General features: G+C 44.7%; 24 protein-coding genes. 10 read left to right on the top strand and 14 right to left on the bottom strand.

The features are described from left to right. Both D0C36_RS11660 and D0C36_RS11655 read left to right on the top strand, forming a co-directional pair. Window positions 1-369, top strand: coding sequence for a YraN family protein (locus D0C36_RS11660; protein WP_117391807.1), 369 nt, complete (start codon window positions 1-3; stop codon window positions 367-369). 4 nt (window positions 370-373) lie between these two features. Then, on the top strand, window positions 374-1,447 hold the full coding sequence (locus D0C36_RS11655; RefSeq protein ID WP_233524471.1) for a glutaminyl-peptide cyclotransferase: 1,074 nt from the start codon (window positions 374-376) through the stop codon (window positions 1,445-1,447). A gap of 186 nt (window positions 1,448-1,633) precedes the next feature. On the opposite strand, the gene D0C36_RS11650 is transcribed toward D0C36_RS11655, so the two are convergent. Continuing rightward, the gene (locus tag D0C36_RS11650) at window positions 1,634-2,605 is read right to left on the bottom strand and encodes a GlxA family transcriptional regulator (RefSeq protein ID WP_117391805.1); all 972 of its coding nucleotides are present in this window, start codon (window positions 2,603-2,605) and stop codon (window positions 1,634-1,636) included. Between the two features lie 145 nt (window positions 2,606-2,750). On the opposite strand from D0C36_RS11650, the gene D0C36_RS11645 reads away from it, so the two are divergent. Next, entirely contained in the window at window positions 2,751-3,314 is a 564-nt protein-coding gene (locus D0C36_RS11645) for a dihydrofolate reductase family protein (protein ID WP_117391804.1), read from the top strand. Between the two features lie 29 nt (window positions 3,315-3,343). Beyond that, the gene (locus D0C36_RS11640; RefSeq protein ID WP_158557106.1) at window positions 3,344-3,898 is read left to right on the top strand and encodes a dihydrofolate reductase family protein; all 555 of its coding nucleotides are present in this window, start codon (window positions 3,344-3,346) and stop codon (window positions 3,896-3,898) included. Here D0C36_RS11640 and D0C36_RS11635 read toward each other — a convergent pair. Continuing rightward, window positions 3,895-4,680 (bottom strand): O-methyltransferase, encoded by a 786-nt coding sequence (locus D0C36_RS11635; RefSeq protein WP_117391802.1) that lies wholly within the window; start codon window positions 4,678-4,680, stop codon window positions 3,895-3,897. The two genes, D0C36_RS11640 and D0C36_RS11635, sit on opposite strands and share 4 nt — an antisense overlap. Window positions 4,681-4,723: 43 nt before the next feature. On the opposite strand from D0C36_RS11635, the gene D0C36_RS11630 reads away from it, so the two are divergent. Further along, window positions 4,724-5,581, top strand: coding sequence for a transglutaminase-like domain-containing protein (locus D0C36_RS11630; RefSeq protein WP_117391801.1), 858 nt, complete (start codon window positions 4,724-4,726; stop codon window positions 5,579-5,581). Window positions 5,582-5,843: 262 nt separating this feature from the next. Here the strand turns inward: D0C36_RS11630 and D0C36_RS11625 are convergent, their stop codons facing one another. The 6 genes from D0C36_RS11625 to D0C36_RS11600 form a co-directional block, all read right to left on the bottom strand. Then, entirely contained in the window at window positions 5,844-7,916 is a 2,073-nt protein-coding gene (locus tag D0C36_RS11625) for an IPT/TIG domain-containing protein (protein ID WP_117391800.1), read from the bottom strand. A gap of 328 nt (window positions 7,917-8,244) precedes the next feature. Continuing rightward, window positions 8,245-9,252, bottom strand: coding sequence for a recombinase RecA (gene recA, locus D0C36_RS11620; protein ID WP_117391799.1), 1,008 nt, complete (start codon window positions 9,250-9,252; stop codon window positions 8,245-8,247). 207 nt (window positions 9,253-9,459) lie between these two features. After that, on the bottom strand, window positions 9,460-10,221 hold the full coding sequence (nth, locus tag D0C36_RS11615) for an endonuclease III (RefSeq protein WP_117391798.1): 762 nt from the start codon (window positions 10,219-10,221) through the stop codon (window positions 9,460-9,462). A gap of 271 nt (window positions 10,222-10,492) precedes the next feature. Next, window positions 10,493-10,690: a hypothetical protein gene (locus D0C36_RS11610; RefSeq protein WP_117391797.1), complete on the bottom strand. Its 198-nt coding sequence runs from the start codon at window positions 10,688-10,690 to the stop codon at window positions 10,493-10,495. A 226-nt stretch (window positions 10,691-10,916) separates the two neighbouring features. Further along, window positions 10,917-11,501 carry an RNA polymerase sigma factor gene (locus D0C36_RS11605; RefSeq protein ID WP_117391796.1) on the bottom strand — a complete coding sequence of 195 codons (585 nt, stop codon included), beginning with the start codon at window positions 11,499-11,501 and terminating at the stop codon, window positions 10,917-10,919. A gap of 63 nt (window positions 11,502-11,564) precedes the next feature. Next, window positions 11,565-11,744, bottom strand: a complete 180-nt coding sequence (locus D0C36_RS11600; RefSeq protein WP_117391795.1) for a hypothetical protein — start codon at window positions 11,742-11,744, stop codon at window positions 11,565-11,567. Window positions 11,745-11,912: 168 nt separating this feature from the next. On the opposite strand from D0C36_RS11600, the gene uvrA reads away from it, so the two are divergent. Both uvrA and D0C36_RS11590 read left to right on the top strand, forming a co-directional pair. Beyond that, on the top strand, window positions 11,913-14,783 hold the full coding sequence (gene uvrA / locus D0C36_RS11595; protein ID WP_199502043.1) for an excinuclease ABC subunit UvrA: 2,871 nt from the start codon (window positions 11,913-11,915) through the stop codon (window positions 14,781-14,783). A gap of 276 nt (window positions 14,784-15,059) precedes the next feature. Beyond that, on the top strand, window positions 15,060-15,635 hold the full coding sequence (locus D0C36_RS11590; RefSeq protein ID WP_147321986.1) for a hypothetical protein: 576 nt from the start codon (window positions 15,060-15,062) through the stop codon (window positions 15,633-15,635). 6 nt (window positions 15,636-15,641) lie between these two features. Here the strand turns inward: D0C36_RS11590 and D0C36_RS24670 are convergent, their stop codons facing one another. From D0C36_RS24670 to D0C36_RS11565, 5 genes are all read right to left on the bottom strand, one after another. Next, the gene (locus D0C36_RS24670) at window positions 15,642-16,481 is read right to left on the bottom strand and encodes a glycine-rich domain-containing protein (RefSeq protein WP_199502008.1); all 840 of its coding nucleotides are present in this window, start codon (window positions 16,479-16,481) and stop codon (window positions 15,642-15,644) included. 271 nt (window positions 16,482-16,752) lie between these two features. Further along, window positions 16,753-17,145 (bottom strand): hypothetical protein, encoded by a 393-nt coding sequence (locus D0C36_RS11580; RefSeq protein WP_117391793.1) that lies wholly within the window; start codon window positions 17,143-17,145, stop codon window positions 16,753-16,755. A 244-nt stretch (window positions 17,146-17,389) separates the two neighbouring features. Then, window positions 17,390-19,657 carry an aconitate hydratase gene (locus D0C36_RS11575; protein ID WP_117391792.1) on the bottom strand — a complete coding sequence of 756 codons (2,268 nt, stop codon included), beginning with the start codon at window positions 19,655-19,657 and terminating at the stop codon, window positions 17,390-17,392. Window positions 19,658-19,812: 155 nt separating this feature from the next. Then, a complete protein-coding gene (locus D0C36_RS11570; RefSeq protein ID WP_117391791.1) occupies window positions 19,813-20,532 on the bottom strand; it encodes a hypothetical protein in 720 nt (239 codons plus the stop codon). Between the two features lie 87 nt (window positions 20,533-20,619). Further along, window positions 20,620-21,732, bottom strand: coding sequence for a PQQ-dependent sugar dehydrogenase (locus D0C36_RS11565; protein ID WP_199502007.1), 1,113 nt, complete (start codon window positions 21,730-21,732; stop codon window positions 20,620-20,622). A gap of 189 nt (window positions 21,733-21,921) precedes the next feature. Between D0C36_RS11565 and D0C36_RS24380 the strand changes: the two genes are divergently transcribed. Then, window positions 21,922-22,131, top strand: coding sequence for a hypothetical protein (locus D0C36_RS24380; RefSeq protein WP_147321985.1), 210 nt, complete (start codon window positions 21,922-21,924; stop codon window positions 22,129-22,131). 230 nt (window positions 22,132-22,361) lie between these two features. Further along, complete coding sequence (locus D0C36_RS11555; RefSeq protein ID WP_117391788.1) at window positions 22,362-22,814, top strand: acetyltransferase; 453 nt, start codon at window positions 22,362-22,364, stop codon at window positions 22,812-22,814. A 4-nt stretch (window positions 22,815-22,818) separates the two neighbouring features. Here the strand turns inward: D0C36_RS11555 and D0C36_RS11550 are convergent, their stop codons facing one another. Beyond that, window positions 22,819-23,436, bottom strand: coding sequence for a polysaccharide deacetylase family protein (locus tag D0C36_RS11550; RefSeq protein WP_117391787.1), 618 nt, complete (start codon window positions 23,434-23,436; stop codon window positions 22,819-22,821). Window positions 23,437-23,527: 91 nt separating this feature from the next. On the opposite strand from D0C36_RS11550, the gene D0C36_RS11545 reads away from it, so the two are divergent. Next, complete coding sequence (locus D0C36_RS11545; RefSeq protein ID WP_117391786.1) at window positions 23,528-24,973, top strand: TolC family protein; 1,446 nt, start codon at window positions 23,528-23,530, stop codon at window positions 24,971-24,973. The last annotated feature ends 13 nt before the right edge of the window (window positions 24,974-24,986 follow it).

Genomic DNA, 24,986 nt, shown 5'->3' with positions numbered 1-24,986 from the left:
ATGGCAACCCACAACGAACTTGGTAAACAAGGCGAAGCGCTTGCCAAAGCCTTTTTAGAAGCTGCCGGTTACGAGATACTGGACGAGAACTGGATTTTTGGCAAAGCCGAAATAGATATCATTGCTTATAAAAACAAGGTGATTATATTTACCGAGGTAAAAGCGCGCAGCGGTACCGGCTTTGGCATGCCCGAGGATTTTGTGGATACCCGCAAGCAACGACTGTTGGCAGATGCCGCCGACGAATATATTTATTTAATGAACCATAACGGCGAAGTACGGTTTGATATAATATCTGTGCTTTTTCATCGTAATAATACGCATACCATAAAACATATTGAAGATGCCTTTTGGCCTTCTGCTACCTAAAAAAATGAACAAGAAATTAGTCCTCTTTGCCGTTGCGGCCTCTATGCTTGCCTACGGCTGTGGTTGCAACAGCAACAATACCGATACCCAACAGGATTTTACCATAAGCCCCGATGCGGGTGCCACTTACAAAGCTGGCCAGCAGGTGGATATTAAGGTAAACTTCCCAAAGGATGCCAAAGCAGATTCTGTAGTTTACCTGGTGGACAGTACGCGTATCGGATCAAAGAAAGACCAGACAGGCGTTACCCTGAAAACTGATACCCTTGCATTGGGTGCACGCACCATTACTGCCAAAGTTTACCAGGCTGGTACCGCGCAGGATGTAACTACCAACATTGTATTGCTACCTGCAAAGGCACCCGAAGAGTTGAAGTTTACGGTAGAGAAAGTTTTCCCGCATGATACTGCATCGTACACAGAAGGGCTTTTATATCAGGACGGTGTAATGTATGAAAGCGATGGCGGTCGCCAGGCCGAGGAGATGGGGCCATCGAGCCTTAGGAAAGCAGATCTTGCTACCGGAAAGGTGATACAAAAAGTTGATGTTGATCCTAAAATATTTGCCGAGGGAATTGTTGTTATCGGAGATAAAATTGTTCAGCTCACTTATACCGAAAAGATTGGTTATGTATATGATAAGAAAACGCTGAAGCTGTTAAATACCTTTAATAATAACGTTGGTGTTGAAGGCTGGGGCATGACCTATGATGGCAACAAGATATACATGGACGATAGCACCAACCGCATCTGGTTCCTGAACAAGGACAACTACCAGCAAACCGGTTATGTTGATGTTTACGATGAGAAAGGTGCTGTTAACGCAATAAATGAACTTGAATATATTGATGGATTGATCTACGCTAATGTTTATGGCAGCGATTACATACTGGTAATAGACCCCAAAACAGGAGCGGTTTTACAGCGTGCCGATATGAGCAGCCTGTACCCTAAAAGCCAGCGTAATATGAACGCAGATGTGCTTAACGGTATTGCTTATGATAAGGCCACTAAACGCATATTTGTTACCGGTAAAAAGTGGGATAAGCTTTTCCAGGTGAAGTTTAGCAAGAAATAAAATGCTTAACATACAACAAAAGAAGGCAACGTTATGCGTTGCCTTCTTTTGTTAAAAGCTATGTCATTGCGAGCGATAGCGTGGCAATCTCAGAGGACAAGCATGTTGAACCTGCCTATGAGATTGCCACGTCGCTATGCTCCTCGCAATGACATGATTTTGAATCAAGTTAATCAAAGCTCAAAGTTAACCCGCCTTATTATACTTATTCCTGTACTCTACAGGCGATAGCCCGGTGATCTTCTTAAACACAGTACGGAAGGCCTTGGTATCTGAGTAACCCACATCGTACATTACTTCGTTAACATTTTTGCGGCTGCTTTCGAGGTGCTTTTTGGCGGCTTCTATTTTAACACGCTGTATATATTCCAGCGGACTGTTATTGGTTGCCTTCTTAAACCGGCGCTCAAAGTGGCGTTTTCCGATGGCGTATTTCATGGCCAGGTCTTCCACCGAGATCCGCTCGGCAATGTTGGCTTCTATAAACTCCTGGGCTTTTTTTATTGGCTCATCCTCGTGGGTTTTTTGCCCGTTAAACATGATGAACGGTGATTGGCTCTTGCGATCGATCTCCAAAGCAAAAACCTTAGCCGCCATTATCGACATATCTCTTCCGGCATATTTCTCTACCAGGTATAAAAGCAAATTCCAGTAGGACGTGGCGCCACCACTGCTGTAAAGCCCTTTCTGTTCAGTAACAATGCGGTCGTCCACCAGGGTAACCTTCGGGAACATCTCCCTGAATTCGTTTGCCGTGCGCCAGTGGCTGCTGCATTCCTTACCATCCAGTAAACCGGTTGCCGCTAACATAAACGCACCAATGCAAAGGCTGGCAGCTTCGGCACCGTTTTGGTGTTGCTCAATTATCCAGGGGAGAAATACTTCGTTGCGTTTTAAAGTGGTCTTGATATCGCCGGAGATGGCAGGGATAATAATAAGATCAGTTTTCTTCACTTCGCTCAGCAAGGCATCGGTATGTACCGAAAATAAACCGCCATGCAACTTCACTTCCCGTTGAGTACCTACCAACTGCACGTTAAACAAAGGCGGTTTACCTGCAGCTTCTAAAAAGTCGTTTACGCCGGTGAACATAATGCGCGGGTCGGCTATGCTGGCCAAAACCGCTTCGTTGGTGATGAGTATGGAGATGTGTTTCATGGTGGTGGGTGCCGGTTTATCTATGCAAGATAAGGGGAGTATTACGGCAAAACAAGAGTAAGTCGTAAACAACCCCTAAAAAGTCCTTTTTGCACCTGCTGGCTTTTGGTGCGCTATAATAACTTTGTATGATCAAACTAAAAAAATGAAAAAGCTGAAATTGCAGATGCAAATAAGTGTTGACGGTTTTGTGGCCGGGCCTAACGGCGAAATGGACTGGCTTACCTGGAACTGGGACGAGCAACTGAAAAGTTATGTTGGCGACCTTACCGCATCAATAGATACCATTGTTATGGGCCGTAAACTGGCGCAGGGCTTTATCCCCGTTTGGAAGGAGCGCCTCGCTGATTCGCAAATGGGCGACTTTGCACGTACCATGGTTGAAACGCCAAAATACGTATTCACCAAAACCCTTACCGAAAACCCATGGGAGTTTACCGAACTGGCAGCCGGCGATATTGTGGAAGAAGTGAACAACCTGAAAGCCGATGAAGGTAAAGATATCATCGTTTACGGTGGGGCAGGCTTTGTATCGGCGCTTATCAAACATAACCTCATTGACGAGTATCACCTATTTGTTAACCCTGCCGCCATTGGTAAAGGCATGCCGATATTTAATGCGCTTGAGGACAGGCTTACGCTGAAATTGGAAGAAGCCAAGCAGTTTGAATGTGGTGTATCTGTGTTGAGATATAGCCCTGCTAAATAATAAATACCATGCGGCGCCTTGTTGTATCCATGAATTTAACGCTTAACGGCTTTATGGCAGCCAGTGATGGTGGCCTTAGCTGGCATACCGATTTTTGGGATGATGAGATTGCCCGCGCCTTCACTTTACAACTTGCTGAAGCTGATACTTTGCTGCTTGGCCGCAAAACATACGAAACCATGGCGCCCTACTGGCGCAGCATTGCCGAAAGCATAAACCCGCCCCGCCCGGATGCTGATTTTAACGACCTGATGCTACGGCACGAGAAAGTGATATTCTCCCGCACGCTTACCCGTGCGGCAGGCTGGGGTAATTGTCGCCTGGCCAATAGAAACATTGCTAAAGAAATAGAAAGTTTAAAAACAAGCAACGGGAAAGACCTGCTGATCTACGGCAGTGGCAAACTGGTATCATCGTTAGCCAAACTAAACCTGATAGACGAGTATCGCCTGTGGATGCACCCCGTAGCTATACAAAAAGGCAGGTCGTTTTTTGGGGACTTTACAAAGCAGCCTCATATCAAATTGGCATCTTCCAAAAAGTTCAACAGCGGTGTAGTGCTGATGTGCTACAAGGCAGGTTAGAACCTGATCTTAAAGTGTTCCTTCGCCTGGCCAGGTTTAAAGAATACCAATCCAATCCAAAACAGATCAACAGTTGCGGTAACCTGCGGGTGATTTTTGATCTCGGCCCAGGCTTTCTTCATGCCATCGCTCCAGTAAATATCGTCGAAGATGAGCATGCTGCCTTCATGCACTTTGGGCAGGCACCAGTCAAAATAGCGGATGGTAGCATCGTACTGGTGGTTGCCGTCAATATAAACCAGATCGAGTTTTTCTTCGCCATCCAATACGCCCGGCAGGGTGTCGTCAAAATTACCGGTGATCACATTAATACCTGTTACACCCGCTTTGCTGAAAACGCTTTTTGCAACGCCTGCTGTTTCGGGGCAGCCCTCAAGCGTGTACAGGCGTGCTTCGGGAGCTGCCTCGCGCAGGTATAGTGTAGTGATACCCAGGCAGGTACCCAGCTCAATAATGTTATTCGGTTTGGCGAAAGCCGCAAGGCGGTAAAGCAGTTTAGCCAGCTTAGGTGGTTTGAGTGCATTAAGGGTAATATCGCTAACCTTTTTCTGCTTATTGTTGTTAACATGCGAGCCGGCACCCAGGTCGGTAACGGTGATGTAGCTGTCATCAACAAGCAGTTTGTCGCGTTCCTGCTCAACAGTAGTATATGCGGGTTTTTCTGTTTTATCGTAAATAACCTCATCCACCAGCTTGTAAACAAACGGTGAATGTAAACCATGACGGTTTTTTGACGTGAAGCGGTGCAACAGAAAATCTCTCGCAAACGTTATATTGAACATAGCTGTAAAAGTATTAAAAGGTTTATTATTTTAGTATAGATATATGATCGATCCTACCGAAGTAAAATCGCTTATCCGCCTGCTCGATGATCCCGACGCTGAGATATACAATCATGTTCATGAAAAATTGTTTTCGTACGGCGCCGAAGCTATAGAATATTTGGAAACAGCCTTCGGAGAGGCATTTGATCCCATACAGCAGGAGCGCATTGCCAACCTGGTGCACGAGATACAATTTGCGTCATTAAAGAAAGACCTTGAGCTATGGTTCCATGGTGGTGCGTTCGATCTTTTGCAGGGTATCCTCATCATTAACCGCTATCAATATCCCGACCTCGATGAACAAAAAGTGATCAACCAGATAGAAGCCATTAAGCGCGATATCTGGATACAGATGAGCAACGAGGGCAGTCCTGTTGAGCAGATCAAACTCATAAACCATATCCTGTACAGCATCCATGGTTTCAGCGGTAATACCACCAATCACCGCGATCCGCAGAATAGTTTTATCAGCCAGGTACTGGAAACTAAAAAAGGTAACCAAATCTCGCTGGCTATCATCTATTCTATTATTGCGCAAAAACTGGATATACCGGTATATGGTGTAAACCTGCCGCAGCATTTTATACTGGCTTACCTTGATGAAAGCCGCGAGACGGAATTTGAAGGCGGCATACTTTTTTACATCAATGCATTTAATAAAGGTATGGTGTTTGGCCGCCGCGATGTGGATATGTTCCTGAAACAGCTGAACTTGCAGTACGATAAACAATTTTATGAGCCCTGCTCAAATACCGATATCATCAAACGCGTTATCCGCAACCTCATCAGCGCTTATGAGCATCTGGGCTCGTCAGAAAAAGTTGATGAACTGAACGAGTTGCTGGAGATATTGGGATGATTACTGCATCCTACTTTAATTCATTGCCGTTGACTTCAGTCAACGGTGTAAAGTATTTCCTTTTGGCTTTAGTTTAAGTTATTAAACTATATTTCGGCTAAGGCCGGATGTGCATTGCCCGTTATCCGTCGGCTGAAGCCGACGGCAATGATGTGGAATTTGCATAGCCTATCGCTTATAAAAGCAAAGCTCCCGCTTACGCAGGAGCTATTGCTCAGAAACTACACTTACAAATCCAGACTGTTTTGTTTTTATTTACGGTCTAAATTTTTCTTCTAAAGATGCGATGTTGGCCATTATTCTTAAAGGCAAACACGTAGAAATATCCGTTCACGCGTTCCACACCACCTACACGGTAGCTATCAGGTAATGAGTAATCTTTAAACGTTGCGCCATTATCAGCGGATACATTGAAACGGCCATCGCCATACACCACATAGTCACCAAAGGCTTTCACGTAGTAAACATTATCGTCGCTAACTTTTGTCCAGGTGTTACCCTGAGTGCTTGTTTTGTACAGGCGCTGGTCAACAATTGATGCCTGGGTGGTTGATGTACTGTAAAGGCAGAAAATAGTGTAGCCGGATGCTGTGATAAAATCCTGATTGCCGCTACCGAAATAGTATATGCCGGTAGTAGCGTCGCCTGCTGTCCAGGTCTCGCCCTGGTCTGTAGAGCGGTACATCTTGCGTGGGCCTGCAGCCGATAGATAGTTTTGACTTATATCCACCGCATACCAGTATTTGCCGAACGAATCACTGGTAAGGTAATCCAGGTTGTTGCCGTTAACCACATATTTGTTGGTCCAGGTGTCGCCGTAGTCTGCCGATCTGTACAGGAAGCCACCACTAATGAACGCAAGGTTACCACCACGTGAGGCAATAAGGGCGTTCACATTAAGGTTAGGCAGGTTAGGAGAAGGCAACAGCTTTTTCCAGGTAACACCATCCTTGGTACGGAAAATACCCTGGTTGGTGGTAAGGTAGTAATTAACCCCGTCAGATTTTATCAGGTGTATTTCAAGGTGACCATTAGGGTCTTTAGGGATGTTAGCGTATACATTAGTGTAGCTTGTGCCGTCGGCAGTGTAATAAAGGTAATCGGGGAAGCTGCCGCCCATGAACATAAAGCTGTTACCCAGGTTGGCCGAAAGGTTCACTTCCTGGATAGATGTATTGAACTTCATATCTTCCCAATCACCGGTTGTGGTAGTTGTTGTCAGCGTGAAATCTGTGGCACTTGTTAAGTTGCCGCCGTTAAGCACGTTTACGATGATCTTACCGGTTGCAGCAGTCTGTGGTACGGTAACTTTCAATTGAGTCGCGGTTGCCTCGGTTACGGTTGCGGCAACGGTGGTGTTTTGTGCGCCCGCAAATTTAACCACGTTCTCGGCGACTACCGTACTAAAGTTTGTACCTGTAATGGTAACTGTTTCGCCGGCTTTGGCTGATGCCGGTGCAAATGAAGTAAACGTTGCTGCCTGCAGGTAGGTAAATGTAGGGCCGGTAACCGTTTCGCTGTTTTTTACTTTAACGCTGATAGTGCCGGTGCTGCCGCCTTGCGGTGCTTTAACTGTCAGTTTTGTAGCAGTGGCTGATACAACCTCAGCTACTTTGCCATTGAACATTACCACGTTGTCAGCAGCAGTGGTACTGTAATTAACACCTGTTATGGCTATTTCATCGCCTGCGCGACCTTTGGTAGGGCTAATGTTTTCTACCGTCGGTTTATCGGCAACCGGGGTAGGATCTTTTATTTCTGATTTTGCTTTGGCTATGACGGTAGCAAAAGTGATGGTGAACTCGCCTGCCGATGTAAACTCGCGGCCGGTAGCGTCCTTGAATGAAATATTCCATTTGGCTTTTACATAGGTATCGGTAACGGTTATCTCGATAGTACCTGAGAAGGCATAGTAAGCATTGCCGCCGTTATAATACTGCACATAAGTTTGTGAGGTGTTGCTGGTCTCGTTTATCTTGATAGTGCGTGTGCCCGGGTTAAGCGAAGTGCCGCTCTTTTTTGATAATGATGCAGTGCCGTTCTTCAGATCATTAAGAAAGAAGGTTAGTTTGCTGCCATCATTGCCAATGGTTGCCGAAGTTTCCATCGCTTTAACATTGTCGCCCGATGTGCTATACACCGTAGAACTGATGGCGTTATCTTTAACATTGAAGGTTTTGCCGTCGATAGTTCCGCTTGCTACAGTGGTTGGTTTTGTTTCGGTGGGCTTTGGTTCCGGAGTGGGAACTTTGTCTTTCTTGCAGGCACTAAATCCCGCTGCGATGAGCAGGAGCATGGCCAGTATTTTACTTAGTTTTTGTAAGTGCGCTTTCATTTGTGAAATGGGTTTAATTATCCCCTAAAATTCCGAAAGCTATGTGGCAGGCTATATACCGTACCGGCGGTATATTTTATTGCGGATTTCCGCAAAATAAAAAAGCCCCTCCGTTAGGAGAGGCCCATCTATTAAAAGATTTAAAGTAATGGCTTGTTTGTGTGATTCGAGTGGCTTATCGTACGGTAAGCTTTCAAAAATATAAATATCGAACACAGAATTTTGAACATCGAATAATGAAGTGAAGAAATATTTCGACGTTGGACATTCAACATTCATTATTCGATATTAATTACCTTCACCCTATCGGGGCGAAACGTATGTCGGCCTATTCCTCTACCAGTGAATCGCCGGTAACGGTTGCTTTTATTTTGGCTTCCAGTTCTTCGGCAAGTTCAGGGTTATCCATTATCAGTTGTTTAACTGCATCGCGGCCCTGGCCCAAGCGGGTTTCGCCGTAGCTGAACCATGAACCTGCTTTTTTGATAATGTTGTACTCAACACCCAGGTCAATGATCTCGCCTGCTTTAGAGATACCTTCACCAAACATGATATCGAACTCGGCGATACGGAACGGTGGCGCAACTTTGTTTTTAACGATCTTCACCTTAACGCGGTTACCAGATACCTCGTCGGTATCTTTAATTTGCGATATACGGCGAACATCTAAACGTACCGAAGCGTAGAATTTAAGGGCGTTACCACCGGTAGTGGTCTCAGGGTTACCAAACATTACACCGATCTTATCGCGCAACTGGTTGATGAAGATACAGCAACATCCGGTTTTGCTGATGGTACCTGTTAGTTTACGCAATGCCTGCGACATTAAACGTGCGTGCAAACCCATTTTAGAATCGCCCATCTCGCCTTCTATCTCTGCCTTTGGTACAAGGGCAGCAACGGAGTCGATAACCAGGATATCAATAGCACCAGAACGGATAAGGTTATCAGCAATTTCTAATGCCTGCTCGCCGTTATCCGGCTGCGAGATCAAAAGATTCTCTACATCAACACCTAATTTTTTAGCGTAGAAACGGTCGAACGCGTGCTCGGCATCAATAAAAGCAGCAATGCCACCTTTTTTCTGCGACTCGGCAATTGCATGGATAGCCAAAGTGGTTTTACCTGATGACTCCGGGCCGTAGATCTCAATGATCCTGCCCTTTGGCAAGCCATTAACACCCAAGGCAATATCAAGGCCCAATGAACCGGTTGAGATAGTTTCGGTTTGTTCAACAACCGATTCGCCCAGTTTCATGATGGTACCTTTACCGTATGATTTTTCCAGCTTATCAAGCGTAAGCTGCAATGCTTTCAATTTATCTGTGTTGCTCATCTTAAAATCTAATGTGAAACAAATATAGTAGTATTTTTATTAAATGCTAATTTTTTTAGTAAATATTTTTTATTGATCAAAATGTCATTGCGAGGAGCGTAGCGACGTGGCAATCTTGTCGCGTTTATTTGCACGCGAGGAGATTGCCACGCTGTCGCTCGCAATGACACAGTTGTTTGGTAAACTTACCCAACCATCCTCAACCAATCAATTATTCTTATCAACACTGCGCTTCTTTAGCTCTTTGCTGATGGTGTTCAGCGTGCGTTTCTTTTTGGCGGCTTCGGCTTTCTTTTGTTTGGCGGCCTCGGCTTTAAGAAGGGCTTTTTCGGTATTATGTTGTTCGTAATATTTGCAAAACCAGGTAAGCGGACAGATCTCACACTTCGGTGTGCGGGCCACGCAGATGTAGCGGCCATGCAATATGAGCCAGTGGTGGGCAATAGCCAAAGTATCCTGCGGCAGATATTCTACCAGTTGTTTCTCCACTGCCAGCGGGGTAGTGGCGCGGGTAGTTAATCCTATTCTGTTTGATACCCTAAAAACATGCGTATCCACAGCAATAGCCGGCGCATCAAATACCACCGAGGCGATCACATTCGCCGTTTTGCGGCCAACACCGGGCAGGGTTTGTAGGTCTTTTAGATCAGAAGGCACTACTCCGTTAAAATTTTCCATCAACAGTTTACCCATTCCGGCCAGGTGCTTTGCCTTGTTATTAGGATAGCTCACACTGCGGATGTATGGGAATATTTCATCGGCATCAGAAGCCGCAAGACTGGCAGCATCGGGGAAGCGCTCAAATAGTTTTGGCGTTACCTGGTTAATGCGCTTATCGGTACACTGGGCAGATAGTATCACCGCCACCAGCAATTGATAAGGACTATTATAATGCAGTTCGGTAACGGCGTTGGGCTGGTTTTTGGAGAAATATTCTACAAAGTACTTGTAGCGTTCTTTTTTGAGCATTTGGTTAGCGGTTCGTTTAAGCGAACCTTTTACAAAAATCTTTAATTAGAGGGAGATGGGCAAGGGGGGAAGGACAATTAATTGAAGAAGCCCCCTCTAAATCTCCCCCGCCAGCTGGCGGGGAGACTTTAAAAGTAAAGTTTTCTAAAGCCCCTCTCCCTCGGAGAGGGGTTGGGGAGAGGCCCCTAAAAATAGAAAGGTTCATACCTCAAAAACAGGATAATACTACCCTCAATTTGAACTATGAACCAGTAACGTGTTTGCGTACTAATTAACGCAGGCTTTTTGAATAATTAAGTATCTGATGAATGGTTTGCGGATTCGGCTTTTTCTTCAGAAGATCAAGTTCCGCCCGGATGGAGTGATAAAATATCACATCGTCCGCTTCTAAGTTTTCATGTACATCAGATTCTTTCACCTGTGCTTTATTAGTGAACGCATTAAATGTTGTTGTAAAGGTTTCACCCATAAGCTGTTTGTTTGTTAAGTATAAAAATAACGATAAGTTTTGATGATTATTTTAGAAAGATGAAAATTAAATGAAATTTTTTTATCGCCTCATTTTTCCTTCCGCAGCGGTCATCCAAACTAACAACCATTAAACTAAAAAGCCCCCGATATATTATATACCGGGGACTTTTATTTTGTAAAATATTTTAGTTTAACGAAAAGTGTAGGGCCTGTCGTTACCCTTTCTAATTCTTTAAGCTCAGCTCTTTGTTCTGCATCATTTTGCGCAGGTTGTTCAATGCATAGCGCATACGGCCAAGGGCGGTATTAATGCTTACATCGGTAACATCGGCAATCTCTTTAAAGCTCATATCGCCAAAGTGGCGCATAATCAAAACCTCTTTCTGCTCGGCAGGTAAAAGTTGTATTAAAGCTTTAAGGTCTTTATGCGTTTGCTCGCGTACCATACGGTCTTCGGCACTTTCGTCATAGTGGCCAAGCACCTCGAAGATGTCAAAGTCGTCGCCGCCGCTAACCATTGGCGCGCGTTTCTCGCGGCGGAAATGGTCTATCACCAGGTTATGGCCAATACGGGTAACCCATGGCAAAAACTTACCTTCCTCATTGTATTTACCCGCTTTAAGCGTGTTAATTACTTTGATGAAAGTATCCTGAAAGATATCCTCGGCAAGGGCTTCGTCCTTAACCAGTAAATAAATAGAGGTGTAAATTTTGGCCTGGTAACGGCGTATCAACTCAACGAGTCCCGCTTCTTCACCGGCTATATAGAGATGGATTAGATCCTGATCACTTTTCAATTGAAAATCCATAGAAATGCTACTGATAAACTAAATTAAATTCTTGTACGTTATTAACTTAATAAATGTAGAGTTCTATCTATAGCGTTTCGTGTTAGGGTGAATTAAAAATCTTACCTCAAACATAATCATATTAAAAAATAAAAGCAAATATTTTTTAGCGGGGAGAGATGCGTTTTGCCAAATATTGTTTGCCCTGCTTAAAAAACTACTTTTAGTAAATACTTCATACTCATCTTTTAAACCAAAACTCATTTGCAAAAGGCTAAAAATTTTAGGATTTTTGCACTTTAGAGTTCATGGTTGATAGTTCATGGTTCATTGCCAAAAACTTACTTGTTAGACTACATGTTAAGCCTAAGGTTTAGTTGAGAGCAAAAAAAGCTACTATGATCTATGAACAATGATCTATATGCCAAAGAAATGATCAAAGAAGCAGATAAAGATCCGCAGAAACACATTATAATAAAAGGTGCCCGGGTGCATAACCTTAAAAACCTTGATGTTGCTATCCCCAAAAATAAACTGGTGGTGGTAACGGGTATGTCGGGTTCCGGCAAATCGTCGCTGGCGTTTGATACGCTGTATGCCGAGGGGCAGCGCCGATACGTGGAGAGCTTATCATCTTATGCCCGCCAGTTTTTGGGCCGTATGAACAAGCCCGATGTTGACTACATAAAAGGCATTGCGCCGGCCATCGCCATCGAGCAAAAGGTGATCACCAGCAACCCCCGCTCAACCGTGGGTACATCAACTGAGATCTATGATTACCTTAAATTGCTTTTCTCGCGCATTGGCAAAACTATTTCGCCGGTATCGGGCGGCATAGTAAAACGTGATACCGTAACCGATGTGGTAAATTTTGTTTCGGCTTTGCCGGATGAAACGCAGGTGACCATCCTTTGCCCGCTGCACCCGCACAATAACCGCAGTTTAAAAGAAGAACTGGCGGTACTGATGCAAAAAGGTTTTGTACGCGTAGAATTAGACGGCCAGTTGGCCCGCATAGAGAGCCTGCTTGAGGACGAAAGTATTGCTGCCGATACCGAAGTAAAAAGCAAGAAAAAGAAAAAAGCTACAGATGACCATGAGCAATCTGACGGTTACGATGAGCATGTGCGCATCGTGATTGACCGTGTAACCAAAAACATGGAAGACGAAACTATCAGTCGCCTGGCCGATTCTGTGCAGACCGCTTTTTTTGAAGGTAAAGGCGATTGTTATGTACGTTACCGCGAAGATGGTGCGGAGAATGAGACCGAACGTTTCTTCTGCGACCGATTTGAGCTGGATGGGATGCGCTTTGAAGAGCCTACACCAAACTTCTTTAGCTTTAACAACCCTTATGGTGCCTGTAAACGCTGCGAGGGCTATGGCAAAGTGATCGGCATTGATGAGGACCTGGTTATCCCCGATAAAAGTAAAACCGTTTACGAGGGCGCTATTGCCCCGTGGCGTGGCGAAAAGATGCGCGAGTGGAACGATGTGCTGGTGAAAAGTGCCATCAAGTTCGATTTTCCTATCCATCGCCAGTACAATCAATTGACCGAAGAACAGCAACGTTTGTTGTGGACGGGTAACCAATATTTCCGCGGACTGGATGCTTTCTTTAAAGAAATGGAAGAGCAGACCTACAAGATCCAGTACCGTGTGCTGTTATCGCGCTACCGTGGAAAAACTACCTGCCCCGAGTGTAAGGGCAGCCGCCTGCGCAAGGATGCTTCTTATGTGAAAATAGATGGCATGTCGATAACCGATGTGGTATTGATGCCGCTTGACAGGGCTTCGGACTTTTTTAGTACCCTGAAGCTGAGTGAAACCGAAGAAAAAATTGGTAAACGTTTGCTGATGGAGATCGCCAGTCGTCTGCAGTTTTTAAATGATGTGGGTTTGAGTTACCTGACGTTGAACCGCTTATCGAATACTCTATCAGGTGGTGAGTCGCAGCGTATTAACCTTGCAACTTCGCTGGGTAGTAGCCTGGTGGGTTCAGTATATGTTTTGGATGAGCCAAGCATCGGTTTGCACCCGCGAGATACGGAAAGACTGATCTCTGTATTGCGCTCATTGCGTGATGTGGGTAACACCGTTTTGGTGGTTGAGCACGAGGAAGAGATCATGAAAGCTGCCGACTATATCATCGATATTGGCCCTGAGGCCGGTACGCATGGCGGTAATTTGATCTTCACCGGTACGTACAATCAGATTATTACCGATGACGACAGCCTTACGGGCAAATACCTGAGCGGAAGGGAAGAGATCGCTATCCCGAAAAGCCGCCGCAAATGGCACGACTATATCGAGATAAAAGGCGCTCGCGAAAATAACCTTAAACATGCCACGGCTAAGTTTCCGTTAGGAGTACTTACGGTGGTTACCGGTGTATCAGGCTCGGGTAAAACCAGTTTGGTGAAACGTATTCTGGCACCTGCCCTGCAAAAAACGCTTGGAAACTATAACGGCGACCAAAGCGGTGCTTTCGATAGCATTGAAGGCGATTACAATAAAATTGAACAGGTAGAGATGGTTGACCAAAACCCTATCGGCCGTTCATCGCGCTCCAATCCGGTTACTTATGTTAAGGCTTGGGACGAGATCCGTAACCTGTACGCTGCCCAGCCTGCCGCAAAAGCAGGCGGTTTAAAACCATCGGCATTCTCTTTTAACGTTGAGGGCGGCCGTTGTGATGTTTGCCAGGGCGAGGGCGAGGTGAAGATAGAGATGCAGTTTATGGCTGATATCTTCCTTACCTGTGAGGCCTGCGAGGGTAAACGCTTTAAGCAGCACATCCTTGATATCACCTACAACGAGAAGAACGTATCTGAAGTGCTGGATATGACCATTGATGAGGCTGTAGAGTTCTTCGCCAAAGAGCCTAAGATACTAGCCAAAATAAAACCATTGGTTGATGTGGGCTTGGGTTATGTACAGTTGGGCCAATCATCAAACACCCTATCGGGTGGTGAGGCGCAGCGTATAAAACTGGCCAGTTTCCTGGTGAAGGGTAACAATACCCACAAAACCATGTTCATTTTTGATGAGCCTACAACCGGTCTGCATTTTGCCGATATCAAGAAGCTCCTGAAATCATTCGATGCGTTGATAGAGAACGGCAACACCATCCTGGTTATTGAACATAACATGGACGTGATCAAATGTGCCGACTGGGTTATCGACATCGGCCCCGAGGGCGGCGAACGCGGCGGTAACGTAGTGTTTGAAGGAGTGCCCGAAGACTTGATCAAAAAAGAAGATAGCTATACAGGGCAGTTCTTGAAGGAGCGATTCCATTAAAGCCCCCAGCCCCCTGAAGGGCGAGTAGAAATAAAACAAAGTGCTGGCGCGGGCTTTCAGTCCGTGTCTAAGCATAGCATCAGCTTCCAGCTTACGGAAACAGAATAGAATTAAAAAAGGCGGTGAGAGATCATCGCCTTTTTTGGGATAAAAAAACTATGGCGTATCTTGGTAAAAACCGAACCTATGTCAACCAATCCTTTTTTTCTTACTATAATAGTGTGCGTAAGCATTATTTGCTCGGCCTGCCAAGCCCAGAACCACATTAAGCTAAATGTGCCTACTAATAATATTGATACAGGTGTTTACAAGCAACTCGATAAGAGATTTAAAGTCTCTGCGTATAAAGCCCCTAAGCATTTAGGTGGTTTAACCCCTAATTATCCTATAGCATTAGGGTATCAGGTGTTATTGGATGTTGAAAATGAAGCATCGGTGCAAGAAGAGGATTGGATAGAAGGGGGCTTTATATCCGCAGCAAGAAAGATCCTCGTGAAGACGCCTGATGATTACGTTCTGATAAATAATCGCCTCGAGTTGCAAAAAATGTACGCGCCAATTTCTACAAAGCAAGAAGCTTTGGCTTACGCGATATTAAACAGGAATGGGTTTGCTGTATTCGATGATTTTTATAAAAGGAAAAAATATAGGTTTGTTGGTAAGCCTGCAGTATCAAGCGTTTTAGAGAAGAATGGGCACTACATAGTTAAAGTGTTTAGCTATGTATCATTTGGATGCTACCATCCTTATTATTTAGAAACAGTACAGGTTGACAAAGACGGCAGCGTGAAATTGCTGAGTAAAATAAAATCTTTTTATGACCCTGCCGACGACAGTATGTGTGTTGATTAATAAACGCTAATCTCCCCCGCCCCCGCAACCACTACCGCATCCGCTACATCCTGACGATGAACAACCAGAGCAGCCACTGTTGCTGCTGCAGCCGCTGTTGCTGCCGTGGTGCCCGCCGCTGCAACCGGAGTGGCCGTGATGGCTATCATTACTGTGCAAGTCAGAGCCGCTGCAGCCGCTTGTACCGCCAGAATTATCATTACTATTACGCGTTTGGTCTTTGCCAGATTCTGCCCTGTAAACTACTCTCGTTATCAGTATAAATATTCCTATCACAACAAACGGTACGTAACTATCTGTAGCTTGTATGAGTGTAGCGCAGGCTGCAACTATTATTAGTATTATAACTGTGGAGATTGTTATTGGTAGCTTTCTTATCAGCCAATATTTGCCGCGGTTAACCCGCTGAAAGTTAATGTCAGAAAAGCGTGTATGGTTATCCTGCCAAATATCCGCAGGTGGCTCGTGGCCAAATTTATCTTTATAAAGTTGGTGGGTTGAAGTGTAAAAACCATCAAATTTGTTGGCTTCATGTTTGCCGCCTTTCGTGGGATTGTGATGGATTTCCTGACCCAGAGTGTTTTTACAAAGGTCTGTCCAGTAGGAGCGGGTAAAGGTAAGGTGCAGGTGCCATGCCTGGTCTACCGGGTCTGAAGGTGTAACGCCCTGTTTGGTTACGCAACAAAGGAAAATGAATTTCTTATACTCCTCAATAACACGCAGGGCATAGGGGATGGTCCATCCGTTCTCACGGGCAAGGCGGGCCGAAAATTTGAAGCCGGCCGCCGGGTCATCGATCTCAAAACCTTGCAATCGCGCCCAAAACTCTCTTTCTTGTGCTTCCATCACACATCGGTTTAGTTACTGCAAGGTAGGGAAAAGGATTTGATAAAATCAAAAGAGGATTCGGAAGCCACCGTAAACGCGTCATTGCGAGGAACGAAGCAATCTCAGAGGACAAGCCTGTGCGAAGAATGAATGTTAGTCTGCCCAATAGCCGCGGAGGGTTGTTACTTTGTCTTGATACAAAGTAACCAAAAATCAAACTTGTCATTCTGAGCGGCAGCGAAGAATCTGTTAAGTGCAATGAGCGCGGCTCAATACCTCAAACGTAAGGCTACTTATCCTGTTTTATCTTCACATCACCTTTTTTTAATTCGATGGTAAACTTTACCTCATCTTCCACAGCAGTGTTTGAGGCGGTATCAAAAGCAGGCTTCCAGGCGGGTGCTGCCAGGATAAGTGCTCTTAAAGTAACAACAAACTTGGCTTCCGCCTCGCTGCCGCCGCCTTCCTGTCGCATAATTAAAGCCTTCATTACCTTGCCATCGGCAGCGATATTGCCTACATATGTTATTTTTTTTATGCTTAGTTCTGTCGGCGCAATACGAGGTATCTGAACTTTTAACGAGTCGCTAAAAGCATCGGTAATAACAGGCGCAGTTTTGCTTTGCGCAAATAATGATGTTATTGGTAGCAGGAGCAAAAAGGTAAGCTTCAGGAGTTTCATATATATTATATTGGATAGCTAAGATACAAAAGTTATAGAGGCTTCGTAATTAAGAAGAGCTTTAACGTAGGGGTAATTCTCATATAAAGAATGGTTCTGCGTATCGAGGATTGTCATGCTATCGCTCGCAATGATGCGATGCTTAAGTCCCTCTCCTTTGGAGAGGGGTTGGGGAAAGGCTAACAAAAAAAGCCTCTCCAAACTGGAAAGGCTTTTTTACTTTTTAATTTTGACTTTTTACTTATTAAGAAGCCATTTGCTTACGGATGATGTTTAACGCACCACCTGCTTTAAACCACTCAATTTGCTGTGCATTGTAAGTGTGGTTTACCGGGAAGCTTTCTGTTGTGCCATTTGCATGGTGTAATACAACAGTAAGCTGTTTGCCTGGGGCAAACTCGGTTAAGCCGGTGATATCGAAGATGTCATCTTCTTGAATTTTATCGTAATCGTTAGGATCTGCAAAGGTGATACCCAGCATACCTTGTTTTTTAAGGTTGGTTTCGTGGATACGGGCAAAAGATTTTACCAATATAACACGTACACCTAAGTGGCGTGGCTCCATCGCAGCATGCTCGCGAGATGAACCTTCACCGTAGTTCTCATCACCCACTACAATAGTACCGATACCGGCAGCTTTGTAATCGCGCTGAGTAGCCGGAACTGGTCCGTATTCGCCGGTTAATTGGTTCTTAACGCTATCAGCATTGTTGTTAAAGTAGTTGATAGCACCGATAAGCATGTTGTTTGAAATGTTATCTAAGTGACCGCGGAATTTCAACCATGGGCCTGCCATAGAGATGTGGTCAGTAGTACATTTACCTTTAGCTTTTATCAGCAGTTTAAGGCCGCTCAGATCAGTACCTTCCCAAGGAGCGAATGGTGCTAATAATTGCAAACGAGCAGACTCAGGGCTAACAATAACCTGTACACCGCTGCCATCTTCGGCTGGTGCCTGGTAACCTGCATCCTCAACTGCGTAACCGTTTATCGGCATCTCAATACCTTGTGGCTCGTCAAGTTTAACTTGCTCGCCGTTGGCATTGGTTAAAGTATCAGTAAGCGGATTGAAAGTTAAGTCACCTGCAATAGCAAATGCTGTAACAATTTCTGGTGATGCCACAAAAGCGTGGGTATTAGGGTTACCATCCTGGCGTTTAGCGAAGTTACGGTTAAACGACGTGATGATAGAGTTTTTGCGTGTAGGGTCATCTGTATGACGTGCCCACTGGCCAATACAAGGGCCACAAGCGTTAGCCAATACAACGCCACCCATTTTAGCGAAAGTATCTAAGTAACCATCGCGATCAACAGTGTAACGTACCTGCTCTGAACCCGGAGTAATAGTGAACTCGGCTTTAGTGGTCAGGTTTTTATCTACAGCTTGCTGTGCAATTGATGCAGAGCGGGTAATATCCTCGTAAGAAGAGTTTGTACAAGAACCTATCAAACCAACCTCAAGAATTGCTGGCCAGTTGTTTTCTTTAACTGCTTGTGCAAATTTAGAGATAGGCCACGCCAGATCCGGAGTGAACGGACCGTTTACGTGTGGTTCAAGCTCATCAAGGTTAATCTCGATAACCTGGTCAAAGTATTGCTCAGGGTTAGCGTAAACTTCATCATCGCCGGTTAAGTGCTCAGCAACAGCGTCAGCAAGGTCGGCAATATCAGCACGTTTTGTACCGCGCAAGTAAACACCTGCTTTTTCATCGTAACCGAAGATAGAAGTTGTAGCACCGATCTCAGCACCCATGTTACAGATAGTAGCTTTACCTGTAGCAGATAATGAACGTGCACCTTCGCCAAAGTACTCAACAATGAAACCGGTACCACCTTTTACAGTAAGGATACCAGCAACACGTAAGATAACGTCTTTAGCTGATGACCAACCAGATAATTTACCGGTTAATTTAACGCCTAATAATTTAGGGAATTTTAGCTCCCAAGGTAAGCCGGCCATAACATCACAAGCATCGGCACCGCCAACACCAATGGCAACCATACCCAAACCACCTGCGTTAGGTGTGTGTGAGTCGGTACCTATCATCATACCACCCGGGAAAGCGTAGTTTTCTAACACTACCTGGTGAATGATACCTGCACCGGCTTTCCAGAAACCGATACCGTATTTATCAGATACTGATGAAAGGAAGTCATAAACTTCGCGGTTAACATCAACAGCTGTATTTAAGTCTGTAGTAGCACCTACTTTGGCTTGTATCAAGTGGTCGCAGTGTACGGTTGATGGTACAGCAACCTGCGGGCGGCCAGCCTGCATAAATTGTAAAAGCGCCATTTGGGCAGTAGCATCCTGCATGGCAACACGGTCTGGTGCAAAATCCACGTAGTCGGTACCGCGTTCAAAGGCTTTTTTAGCGTCTCCCTCTGATAAGTGAGCGTATAATATTTTTTCGGTTAAAGTAAGAGGCTTACCGGTCGCTTTGCGGGCAGCATCCACACGGGTGCTGTAGCGATCATAAACCTTTTTGATCATGTCAATATCAAAGGCCATAATAATTGATCTTTATTGTAGTAATTAAGATGTTGCAAACCCATTTTGGGTCGACAGCCGCGAATTTACAAAATATAAACTTTATTCACAGTTAGGGCTTTAGGCAATTGCTATTTGGATATATTCTAAATAAGATGGTTGAAAAAAACGGGCGATCAGTTTTTTGATAACGGCAGTAATTTGGTTTGTACAACCAGTGTATCGTCGGCAATAAGCTGTTGGGTTACTGCTTTATTAAAAAGCCCTACTGTGGTAGTACTATAGCCCTGTAACGAGCTTCCTTGTTCGCTGTGCACGGCTACTGTGTAATAGGCAAGTTTGAGGTTATTGTTAGCAATTACAAAAGGGATAAGGTAGTTGTAGTCGCATCTGTCTTCCTGGCCGGATATTTCGGTATGGCAGTTAGAGATAGGCTGCAACTGGTTTGAAAGGATAACGAGTTGAGCAGATCTGAGGGAGCTTTTTTGAACCCCGTTTTTTATAGCCTCGTTCTGTTTTAACACAAAACCGGTTGATGACCTGTCTGTAACAGTAAAACTGGCAGGCGCGATAACCCCATACCTGTTTGGCACATCAGTAGTGGCTTCATTATCATTAGCGAATACAAATTTACCACTGCCGAAATTAGTTGGCCCTGTTTTCTCCCATGAAAAATCGAGCTGCCTTCTCCTTGCAAAATCTTTAACAAGGTTTACATCTGTAACCTGACCGGCTGCGGTAAACATCTGAACTTGTCCCAACTCAAAAATGGTTGCGCTTGTATAGGTGCCTGTTAGGCTTAAGCTTATATTTGGCTGTGTGCTTTTCTTGCAACTGTTTAATACGATAACAGCTGCTGCGGTAAATACTAAAAAGCGAGGACTTTTGAAACGCATGATATAATTGATAAGGCCGTAAACTGGTGGGAAATAAAATACCTGCCCAACACGGTAAAAGTACTTATTTTGTCGAAGTGACAGAAACTATTTCGCCTTCACCTCTATCACCTTGTCATTATTCCCGTTACTGGTTACAATATACACCTTACCATCCGGCGATATGGCAACATCGCGCATGCGGCCGTATTTACCTTTGTAGAAAGTGTTCACTTTACTTACCCCAGTGCCTGCGCTGTTTAGTTGTATCTGTAGTAATTCGCTGTCTTTAAGCACGGCTAACAGCAATGAGTTTTTCCATTGGGGGATAGCATCGTTGTTATAATAATCAATACCCGATGGGGCGATGGTTGGCGTCCATGCCTGTATGGGTTCTATCACATCATTTGCACCGCAGAAACTTTTCTCATTATCAGTATTACAAAAGCCTTCCACATTTGGCCAGCCAAAATTGCGTCCTTTTTGGATGATGTTTATCTCATCGTCGGTACTGTTCCCATGTTCCGAGCTGTAGAGCCTGTCGCCCACAAATACTAAACCTTGTGGGTTGCGATGGCCAAAACTCCATAGCGCGCTGCCGGCAATAGGGTTATCTGCCGGGATACTACCATCAAGGTTAATACGCTGTATTTTGCCTGCAAGATTATTCTTATCCTGCGCACGTGACGACTCGGCTGCATCGCCACTGGTAATATAGAGTTTCTTATCCGGCGAAATAGCCAACCGTGTACCGTTGTGCGTATTAGCACCAGGAATGTTATCTATCAGTACCACCGGGTTACTTAATGTATTGTTGCCATAAGTAAACTTCACCACCTTTTTTACGTAGTTGCCGCCTTTAAGATAATTGTAAGCCACAAAAACCTCGGGCGTGGCCGTAAAGTCGGGATGCAAAACCATTCCTAATAGGCCACCCTCACCGCGCGATTCTACCTCGCTAATGTTTAATAAAAGTGTTGCTTTGCCCGTTGCCGGGTCTATCCGGCTTATTTTTCCGCCACGTTCGGTTATCCAAAGCTGATTATCAGGCCCCCACAAAATTTCCCAGGGGAAACTGAGGTTTTCGGTAAGTACCTTATCGGTCAATGCCGACGGGTCGCCGGGGGTGTTGTCGGTGCCGTTGTTCGCGGGTTTGTCTTTGCTACAGGTGCAAAATAGCAATACACCCATTAGCGCTGCTAATGTAGTCCATCTTTTCATAATCGTTTTCGCGGGTGCTAAATGTATAACTTACAAGGGCTTGGTATTGTTTGGGTAGAAAAGTTGTTCTTGCCAATGTCGCTTAGAGGTGATTGTGCGTTATTAACGTTAGTCTGCTCATTGCCGCAGGGGCTACTACTTTTTGCTTGATCAAAAAGTAGCAAAAAATCATACAGCAAAGAGGCTTCTTTGCCGCACAAAGCCTTTACCCTGCAAATCGCGCAGAACCACGGGCTGCAAAATCTTGCCCCAACTTTGTTCGCGCAAGGGCCCGCCATCGGCAAGTATTGCTATGCCCTTGCCAACACACCGTCCACCATTGTTCTGCCCGCTTTCGCCCGAAGCTTTTTTGCTGACTGGAAAAGAAAAAGCAAAAATGAAGAAAAACAAAAGCACTGACCCAAGGCCACCGGAAAATGCGACATAGTGTAACGTGCGGATAGCACAGGCATTGCAACAGCACAACCATTGTAGCGCGTTACCAAGTCGCGAGTTTTTTCTTTGGTTACTTTCTTTTTAGAGGAAAAAAAGAAAGTGACATCCACTAACGATTCATAATAACCACTGCCATCGCTAACGAAGAACTGATTTGAAATGCATCAAAACTCGATTTTTTATATCTTTACCTTATGCAGAACAACATCCGCCAACCTCAATTAGCAGAGTATCCGGTTTTGCTGGAGCTTTGGGAAGCATCCGTAAGGGCAACGCACCATTTCCTTTCCGAAAAAGATATCGAATTTTACCGGCCACTGGTTGCCACTTTTTTGCCCATGCTTGATGTTTATTGTGTTGCCAATGATGGCCACATAAATGGCTTTATCGCCATAGGCGAAGAAATGGTGCAGGCACTGTTTATCCACCCTGATACCCGCGGACAAGGCATAGGCAAAAAGCTGATGGATCATGCAGTTAAGAACCTGAATATTACAAAAGTTGATGTAAACGAGCAGAACCAGCAGGCGCTCGGCTTTTATGAATGCCTGGGTTTTAAGGTAACGGGCCGCAGCGAATTGGATGGTGCAGGCAAGCCTTACCCTATCTTAAATATGGAACTGGAGCACTCATTGTCTCCGGCTTAACTACCTACAAAGCTTTAAACGTATAACCCAGTTTGCTGAAATGCTCCAGCACCAGGGGCAGGGCATATTCCATTTTCATAAATGCTTTCACACTATCATGAAACAGTACGATGGAACCATCGCCGGCATTTTTTATCACATTTGCTAAGGCTTCTTCTTTTTTTAGGCCCATATCAAAATCGCCGCTTAGTACATCCCACATAATAATTTTAATATCGGGCCGGGCCTGCTGCAGTAATTTTATCTGCGAACGTTTTATGCGACCGTAAGGTGGGCGAAAAAGCGGGGCATTAAGTAGTTCGTTAGCTTTTAAGTAATTTTCAAGATAAACCTGATCGTCGGTTTTCCAGCCGCGCAGGTGGTTGTAGGTATGGTTGCCAATGGTATGGCCGGCCTTTTTTACCTCTTCAAAAACGTCGCGGTGTTTGCGTACGTTATCGCCAATGCAAAAGAAGGTGGCCTTGGCATCGTACTTTTTTAAAATATTTAGAACAAAGGGTGTAACAATGGGTATAGGGCCGTCGTCAAAAGTCAAAAAAATAGAGCGGGTACCCGGTTCGGCATTCCATACAAGTTGCGGATAAAGTTTTTTTAGCCACCAGGGGGTCTTAACCAGGTACATTCTAAAATAGAGTTAAATGCTTAGTTTTTTTATAAACAAAATAAAGGTCGCAAGGTAATTATCAGTTACTTATAATTGTACACATTTAAATATGAAACTAAACTTACCCATCGCAAAAGTAACTATTGCCTGCCTCATATCACTATCGGCATTTAATAATAGTGCCAAAGCGCAAGAAGTAATAACGCTGCAACGCGCTATTGACCTTACGCTCGAGCGCAATTTAACCATCAAACAGGCCCAGTTCAGCGAAGCTTTATCTGAAGAAAACGTTAAGCAATCAAAATATAACCTGCTTCCAAACTTAACGGCAGGGCCGCAGGGTTCATTCAATTTCGGTCGTAATATTGACCCATCTACCAACCAGTTCATTAACCAGCGTATTTTTGCACTAAGCGGTAATATTACTTCGCAGGTAACCTTATTTCAGGGTGGGCAGTTGCGCAACCAGATCGTAGCCAATAAATTATTATTGAATGTTGACCGCAGCAATACCTCTAAAATAAAAAACGACCTGGTGCTTAATGTGGTTACGCAATACTTGCAGATATTAACCAATCAGGATTTGGTTACCGCAGCTAAACAACAAATAGATGTTGCCAAAATTACCATAGATCGGGCTCAAAAAAACTTTGACGTAGGTAACCAAACCCTTGCCGACCTGGCACAGGCTAAAGCACAGGGTTCAACTGCCGACCTGAACTACACCACTGCTGAGAACCAGCTGGAGCTGTCTATCCTTACCCTGAAACAGTACATGGAGATGCCGCCATCAACCCAGATCAGTTTTGAGAAGCCCGATATTAGTAAGTTTAAGCAACTGGCTACAGCTTTTGATGCCGAAACTGTTTTGAAAACAGCCCTTGCCGTAAACCCCGATGTAGGCCTCGCCGAAGCCCGGCAGAAAGCAGCTGCGCAGGATATTAAAGTTGCCCGTGGCAATTACTACCCAAGTGTTGTACTGTTTGGCCAAATAGGGTCAAACTATTCAGATGCGCGCAAGCAATTGTTGGGTGGCATTCCAAATGGCCGTGTAGATACCGTAGGGTTTGTTGGGGGCAGCTTCGCCAACCCGGTTACAACTCCGGGGATAAGCCCGCTTTATTCAAACTATCCTTTCTTTAAACAACTTGGCGACAACTTTAACCAATCGGTAGGTATAAGTCTACAGATCCCTATATTTAATCGTTTCAGTGCGCGCACTTCGGTTCGTAAAGCCAAGATCACTAATGAGAATGCTGTTGTTGGTGTGCAACTGGCGCGCAATAACCTCAGTAAGATAATTTACCAGGCGGTATGGGATGTGCAGGCGGCTAATAAAAAGCTGCAAAGCACCACACAAACTTATAATGCCAATAAAGAGGCATTCAACGTAATTCAGCAGCGCTATAACGTTGGTTTGGTTAACTCGTTGGATTACAACACTTCGCTTACCAACTTAAATAAATCGCAGTTTGATATGATCAATGCGCAGTATGAGCTGGTATTCAGAAATAAGATCATTGATTACTATCTCGGAAACCCTATAACACTATAACCCTAAAACTTAA

Origin of the sequence: Mucilaginibacter conchicola, assembly GCF_003432115.1 — a bacterium.
GTDB lineage: Bacteria > Bacteroidota > Bacteroidia > Sphingobacteriales > Sphingobacteriaceae > Mucilaginibacter > Mucilaginibacter conchicola.
This window is presented reverse-complemented; position numbering and strand designations above follow the sequence as displayed.

Bases quoted from the DNA above. Each gene is read 5' to 3' on its own strand.
- D0C36_RS11660 (WP_117391807.1), top strand. From the start codon at position 1: ATGGCAACCCACAACGAACTTGGTAAACAAGGCGAAGCGCTTGCCAAA.
- D0C36_RS11655 (WP_233524471.1), top strand. From the start codon at position 374: ATGAACAAGAAATTAGTCCTCTTTGCCGTTGCGGCCTCTATGCTTGCC.
- D0C36_RS11650 (WP_117391805.1), bottom strand. From the start codon at position 2,605: ATGAAACACATCTCCATACTCATCACCAACGAAGCGGTTTTGGCCAGC.
- D0C36_RS11645 (WP_117391804.1), top strand. From the start codon at position 2,751: ATGAAAAAGCTGAAATTGCAGATGCAAATAAGTGTTGACGGTTTTGTG.
- D0C36_RS11640 (WP_158557106.1), top strand. From the start codon at position 3,344: ATGAATTTAACGCTTAACGGCTTTATGGCAGCCAGTGATGGTGGCCTT.
- D0C36_RS11635 (WP_117391802.1), bottom strand. From the start codon at position 4,680: ATGTTCAATATAACGTTTGCGAGAGATTTTCTGTTGCACCGCTTCACG.
- D0C36_RS11630 (WP_117391801.1), top strand. From the start codon at position 4,724: ATGATCGATCCTACCGAAGTAAAATCGCTTATCCGCCTGCTCGATGAT.
- D0C36_RS11625 (WP_117391800.1), bottom strand. From the start codon at position 7,916: ATGAAAGCGCACTTACAAAAACTAAGTAAAATACTGGCCATGCTCCTG.
- recA (WP_117391799.1), bottom strand. From the start codon at position 9,252: ATGAGCAACACAGATAAATTGAAAGCATTGCAGCTTACGCTTGATAAG.
- nth (WP_117391798.1), bottom strand. From the start codon at position 10,221: ATGCTCAAAAAAGAACGCTACAAGTACTTTGTAGAATATTTCTCCAAA.
- D0C36_RS11610 (WP_117391797.1), bottom strand. From the start codon at position 10,690: ATGGGTGAAACCTTTACAACAACATTTAATGCGTTCACTAATAAAGCA.
- D0C36_RS11605 (WP_117391796.1), bottom strand. From the start codon at position 11,501: ATGGATTTTCAATTGAAAAGTGATCAGGATCTAATCCATCTCTATATA.
- D0C36_RS11600 (WP_117391795.1), bottom strand. From the start codon at position 11,744: ATGAGTTTTGGTTTAAAAGATGAGTATGAAGTATTTACTAAAAGTAGT.
- uvrA (WP_199502043.1), top strand. From the start codon at position 11,913: ATGATCAAAGAAGCAGATAAAGATCCGCAGAAACACATTATAATAAAA.
- D0C36_RS24670 (WP_199502008.1), bottom strand. From the start codon at position 16,481: ATGGAAGCACAAGAAAGAGAGTTTTGGGCGCGATTGCAAGGTTTTGAG.
- D0C36_RS11580 (WP_117391793.1), bottom strand. From the start codon at position 17,145: ATGAAACTCCTGAAGCTTACCTTTTTGCTCCTGCTACCAATAACATCA.
- D0C36_RS11575 (WP_117391792.1), bottom strand. From the start codon at position 19,657: ATGGCCTTTGATATTGACATGATCAAAAAGGTTTATGATCGCTACAGC.
- D0C36_RS11570 (WP_117391791.1), bottom strand. From the start codon at position 20,532: ATGCGTTTCAAAAGTCCTCGCTTTTTAGTATTTACCGCAGCAGCTGTT.
- D0C36_RS11565 (WP_199502007.1), bottom strand. From the start codon at position 21,732: ATGAAAAGATGGACTACATTAGCAGCGCTAATGGGTGTATTGCTATTT.
- D0C36_RS11555 (WP_117391788.1), top strand. From the start codon at position 22,362: ATGCAGAACAACATCCGCCAACCTCAATTAGCAGAGTATCCGGTTTTG.
- D0C36_RS11550 (WP_117391787.1), bottom strand. From the start codon at position 23,436: ATGTACCTGGTTAAGACCCCCTGGTGGCTAAAAAAACTTTATCCGCAA.
- D0C36_RS11545 (WP_117391786.1), top strand. From the start codon at position 23,528: ATGAAACTAAACTTACCCATCGCAAAAGTAACTATTGCCTGCCTCATA.